The sequence below is a fragment of the Methylobacterium sp. WL116 genome (assembly GCF_008039455.1).
In the GTDB taxonomy this organism is placed as follows: Bacteria; Pseudomonadota; Alphaproteobacteria; order Rhizobiales; family Beijerinckiaceae; genus Methylobacterium.
In genome coordinates, this window is sequence record NZ_VRUV01000635.1 from 1 (window position 1) to 2,346 (window position 2,346).

General features: G+C 74.3%; 3 protein-coding genes and 1 pseudogene. 2 read left to right on the forward strand and 2 right to left on the reverse strand.

The features are described 5' to 3' along the window. Both FV223_RS25580 and FV223_RS25585 read left to right on the forward strand, forming a co-directional pair. On the forward strand, window positions 1-823 hold an 823-nt coding region (locus FV223_RS25580), incomplete at its 5' end, for a tetratricopeptide repeat protein (protein ID WP_147729575.1). 149 nt (window positions 824-972) lie between these two features. Further along, a complete protein-coding gene (locus FV223_RS25585) occupies window positions 973-1,410 on the forward strand; it encodes a DUF3429 domain-containing protein (protein WP_147729576.1) in 438 nt (145 codons plus the stop codon). 73 nt (window positions 1,411-1,483) lie between these two features. On the opposite strand, the gene FV223_RS25590 is transcribed toward FV223_RS25585, so the two are convergent. Next, a complete protein-coding gene (locus tag FV223_RS25590) occupies window positions 1,484-1,807 on the reverse strand; it encodes a YbaB/EbfC family nucleoid-associated protein (RefSeq protein ID WP_147729577.1) in 324 nt (107 codons plus the stop codon). Between the two features lie 65 nt (window positions 1,808-1,872). Further along, window positions 1,873-2,346, reverse strand: a pseudogene (locus FV223_RS25595) (DNA polymerase III subunit gamma/tau); the annotation flags it as partial.

Consider the following 2,346-nt stretch of genomic DNA (forward strand, 5'->3'; position numbering starts at 1 on the left):
CCCGCAGACCACGCAGGCGCTTGCCACCGCCGCCCCCGCGGAGGCGAAGGCGGCGCAGGCCCGGAGCGCGGTGCCGCAGGTGTCGAGCATGGCCTCGCTCGCCGGCGACCTCGCCACCCTGCCCGCCGGCCTGTCGAAGCTCCGCCAGGCGGCGCAGGACGGCGACGGCACCGCGGTCTGGGAACTGGCAGGGCGCGCCGCGGACGGGCGCGGCCTGCCGCGCGACCTGTCGCTGGCGGCCAAGCTCTACGAGAAGCTCGCCGGCGCCGGCTACGCGCCGGCCCAGTACAAGTACGCCGGTCATTACGAGAAGGGCGCCGGCCTCGTGCGCGACCTCGACAAGGCCAAGATGTGGTACGGCCGCGCCGCCGAGCAGGGCCATGCCCGCTCGATGCACAACCTCGCGGTGATCTACGCCGAGAACCCGAGCGCGACCGGCAAGCCGGACTACGCCTCGGCCGCCTCGTGGTTCAGGCAGGGGGCCGAGTACGGGGTGCGCGACAGCCAGTACAACCTCGCGGTGCTCTACGCCCGCGGCCTCGGCCTGACCCAGGACCTCGCGCAATCCTACGCCTGGTTCGCCGCCGCCGCCGCGCAGGGCGACGAGGATGCCGGCAAGAAGCGCGACGACGTGGCGACCAAGTTGAGCCCGGCCGACCTCGCCGCGGCGCGCAGCATCGCCGCGAACTTTAAGCCGCACCGGCTCGACCGCGCGGTCAACGAACCCCCGGTCGCCAAGGACGCCGCCGGGCCGATGACCCTGCTCGGCGCCCCGGCCCCGATCGCTCCCGCCCTCGGCCAGACCGCCCGCAAGGGGGTCTGAGCGCGAGCGCATAGGTGGCCCGGACCGGCGTTCCGGGCGGCGGAAGCTTGACCATGATGCCGCAGTGCGGGAACCCTCCGCGGCGGCGTTCGTAGGATACGTGATTCGATATGCGACCGCCGATCCGCAGCGGGCAGCCCGGAGGTCGGATGGCGCGCGTCTCCCCCGTACCGACCGGCGCCGTCCTCCTTGGCGTCGCGGGACTGATTCCGTTCGTCGGCTTCGCCGCGCTCGCCGTCAGCGGCAGCGACGGCGGCCTCGGCACGATCGGCCTGTCGCCGCGCACCATCCTCTCGGCCTACGGCGCGGTGATCGCGTCCTTCCTCGGCGGCATCCGCTGGGGCGCGGCGGCGGCGCGCAACGCCGGCAACGCCGACTACCTCATCGCCATCGTCCCGTCGCTTCTGGCCTGGGCCGCGCTCGCGGCCCCCGCCCCGTGGGACCTGCGGACCCTCGGCATCCTGGTGCTCGCCTGGGGCGTGGTCGACCAGGACCTCGCCCGGCGCGGCCTCGTCCCGGTCTGGCTCGGTCGCCTGCGCCTGGTGCTTTCGGGCGTCGCCGGCGCCGCCCTCCTGGTCGCGGCCTGATCGTCGCGCGGGTCGCCGACCGTCGACGACCCATTCCCCCGGCGATCGGCCTGCGCGGGACCCGGCCCGGGCCTCAGAACGGCAGCTTCATGCCGGGCGGCAGCGGCAGGCCCTTGGTGAGCTCGGCCATGCGCTCCTGCGCCGCCTGCTCGGCCTTGCCGCGCGCGTCGTTGACCGCGGCGAGGATCAGGTCCTCGAGGATCTCGCGCTCGTCGGCTACCATCAGGCTCGGGTCGATGGCGACGGCCTTGACGAGGCCCTTGGCGGTCATCGTCACGCGCACGGAGCCGCCGCCGGAGGCCCCCGAGACCTCGACCGTGTCGAGCTCGGCCTGGAGGCCGGCCATCTTCTCCTGCATGGCCTGAGCCTGCTTCATGATGCCCATGATGTCGCGCATGCGGATCGGTCTCTCGTTCGTGGGGTGAAGCGTGATCTGGGAAGCCGGGCGGGCGGATGCCAGCGTCAGGCGTCGTCGGCCTCGCCGTCCTCGGTCGCGGCCTCGTCGAGGCCTGCCGGGGCTTCGAGGTCTGCGGAGGCCGCCTCGGGGGCGTTGTCGCGCACGTCGACGATCTGCGCGCCGGGGAAACGCGCCAGCACCTCGCGCACCAAGGGGTGCGAGGCGGCGTTCTCGCGGCGGCTCTCGATCGCGGCACGGGCCTGCGCGTCGAGCGTCGGCGCGCCCGCCTCCCGCGAGGGCGTGACGATCCAGCGGCGGCCGGTCCACTGCTCGAGCGCCTTGGCGAGGTCGGCATGCAGGGAGGGGCGCCCGCCGTCCGCCTGACGGAACTCGATGCGGCCGTCCTCGAAGCGCACGAGATGCGCCTCGCGCTCCAGCGCCGACTTCAGAAGGATGTCGCGGCGGACGTCGGCGAGCGCCACCACGTCCTCGAACCGGGACAGTCGCGGGCCGGCCGGCTCGGCGGGCCGGCCCTGCAC

What these genes read in the sequence shown, in the direction of transcription:
- FV223_RS25585 (WP_147729576.1), top strand. Translation starts at nt 973, where the DNA reads ATGGCGCGCGTCTCCCCCGTACCGACCGGCGCCGTCCTCCTTGGCGTC.
- FV223_RS25590 (WP_147729577.1), bottom strand. Translation starts at nt 1,807, where the DNA reads ATGCGCGACATCATGGGCATCATGAAGCAGGCTCAGGCCATGCAGGAG.